Source organism: Candidatus Jordarchaeum sp., assembly GCF_052745115.1.
In genome coordinates this window covers 1-2,369 of record NZ_JBRAKS010000477.1, presented here as the reverse complement: position 1 = coordinate 2,369, position 2,369 = coordinate 1, and the positions used below count along the sequence as shown (strand labels likewise).

Sequence of the window (2,369 nt, the reverse complement as noted above, 5' to 3'; positions counted from 1 at the left end):
CAGGACATCCTACCAATTAACAGCAAGGGGTGACAAATGTCCCTAACTTCTACATAAATATATCAGCTTCTAATAATTAGTAAAATTTTTTAAGGGAATAATTGATAAATGACTATTAACTTACTATATAATTAATATAAAAATAAAATCCATCCAAGAGACAATAGGATTGTAAGCGATGTGAGCAACAAATGGAAGTTATGGAAATCCGTAAACAACTCAAGGAAGAGCTAACGAATCTTGAAAAAGAAATTACGAATATTATAAATGAATCTACTATTTCCAGCGAACAGGTCAGAGGGTTACTGGCGGATATAGATCGCTGTTATATTCTGCTGGATAGATTCGAGGAGCTTTGCAAGGACTTCTCCTACTATTTTACCCTAAGAAAGGGTCTTTGTAGTTCATTAACCCAGCTCACCATCACTTTGGAAGCTTTTGAAGCCGGAGCTGTTGATATTCCCTCCTTAAGATCCTCTACAAAGAGTTCAAGAGTTAAAAATGATATAGAAAAAGCAATAGAAAAATTGGAAGAACCAATAATCGAAACATAAAACTCATTTTAAAAATCTAACATTCTTCTCAAGATTAGAAACGTTTCAAACTTTATATTATCCGAGACAACCTGTAAACTGTTATCTTGTCTGTAAATTTTGGATATAATTTGATAACTATTTCAAATTAAAATCCATAACCATATAGTTATTCCCACATTTTCAACCGTATAAGGACCTATAAGAAATGCTATTAGTCCGAATAGAGCGCCTATTTTGTCGAATAGGCTTGATCTTTTTTGCGCTTTTAGAGAATCATATTTCCAGATGATTAGTATGCTTGATAAGGCTACTGCCGCTACTCCTAGTAAATAGAATGGAATAAACCAGAAACCTAGAAGTTTGGGATCCCACAATGGTGAAAATAAATCAATTATCCAGCATAGTGTAAAGCTTATTATACCAATAAAATTACAAGATGCACCAATGATACTTGCTCTTTTTAAACCATAAACTCGAGCTATAGTTTTTACTTCCCTAAGTTTGTCTCCTTCAATATCCTCCATTCCTTTAATAACTTCTCTACCCTGCAGCACCATGAAGGCTGTAACGAAAAAGAGCCAAGTCATCAATGGAATCCCCCAAATTCCCCTCTCCAGAGAGGTGATAAGGGATCCGTAAAAATATCCAAAAGCAAAACTAAAAGCAACCACTAAATTTCCCAGAATCCCTAAAACCTTAACCCGTGCTGCGTATAATAGCCCAATACCGGAAAAGATCAAAGCCAGTATACCAGAAGCCAAGCTAATCAAAAAGGCTAATGAAATACCCAAAGACCAAAGAACGAAAGTATAAATCCATGCCCTTTTAACAGTTAAAGCCTCTCGTGGAAGAGGTCTATTCGGTTTATTAATCTTATCAACCTCAAGATCAAAGATGTCATTAATTACCATACCCGCTGAAGCAATGAAAAAGTACACAAAAAAGGATATAAAAACAATTTCAAAAAATCGATGCGGAAAAATCCAAAATTTTGCCCAAAAGAATTGTAAATTAAGATTATAAAACACATTAGCTACCTGCACTGCAGAGAGCACTGTTAAAGCTCCCATAAACCCGTTTACTGGCCTAATAATTTCAAGGTAAGCCTTTAATCCCATAAATGACCACCAGTATCACTAAACTTGATTTATTTTGATTAATTAACAATTTTATGGAGAACCCTGTTACATCTTTTCTATGAAGCACCGAAGTTTAAAAAATTTATCAATCACTTATTTGATCGCAAATAAGTATTACTGTAATATTTTATCACATTAAACTGCATCTATACTATATGTTTAACCGAGTAAAAATTGCTTTCTGTATATAAATTTCATCACTAGAAGAAGATTAAATGTCTTCTCTATAACCGAATTATTCCCATTTTTCCTAACACTAATTTTTATGGTGAGATTTATTAGTATTAATTTCTTAAGAATTATATTTTTGAATGAAATTATTTCTAAAAAATTATATTTTTATCTTTGAAAATGTGTGAATATAAAAAGGATTATAAATATTGAGTAGGCATATATTAACCTTAAGTAAAATTTATTTAAAGGCAGAAATAACAAGACTGAAACTTACAAAATAATGTTTAAAAGGTGTTTATAATGGCTGAAAGCGGATCTGTAAGGATAAAATGTCCCAAATGTGGCAGTTTAAATATTAAACAGGTTCAAGACAAAGGAAAGGTACTAAGCTACGCTGGACAAACACCGATATACAAAAGAATCTGGAAATGCAAAGAATGCGGAGCTAGTTGGGAATAAAAACCAGCTAAAAACCATATAAAGGTTAGATAAAGGATTCCGGTCTCCCGTGACTCCCAGG

3 protein-coding genes are annotated in these 2,369 nt (G+C 32.8%); 2 read left to right on the top strand and 1 reads right to left on the bottom strand.

The genetic code is table 11. From position 1 onward, the window contains the following. Positions 1 to 191: 191 nt before the first annotated feature. Positions 192 to 554 carry a hypothetical protein gene (locus ACUVXA_RS19800; protein ID WP_445873015.1) on the top strand — a complete coding sequence of 121 codons (363 nt, stop codon included), beginning with the start codon at positions 192 to 194 and terminating at the stop codon, positions 552 to 554. 122 nt (positions 555 to 676) lie between these two features. Here ACUVXA_RS19800 and ACUVXA_RS19795 read toward each other — a convergent pair whose 3' ends face one another. After that, positions 677 to 1,654 carry a geranylgeranylglycerol-phosphate geranylgeranyltransferase gene (locus ACUVXA_RS19795; RefSeq protein WP_445873014.1) on the bottom strand — a complete coding sequence of 326 codons (978 nt, stop codon included), beginning with the start codon at positions 1,652 to 1,654 and terminating at the stop codon, positions 677 to 679. Between the two features lie 495 nt (positions 1,655 to 2,149). Between ACUVXA_RS19795 and ACUVXA_RS19790 the strand changes: the two genes are divergently transcribed. Further along, positions 2,150 to 2,308, top strand: a complete 159-nt coding sequence (locus ACUVXA_RS19790; protein WP_445873013.1) for a hypothetical protein — start codon at positions 2,150 to 2,152, stop codon at positions 2,306 to 2,308. Positions 2,309 to 2,369 lie beyond the last annotated feature (61 nt).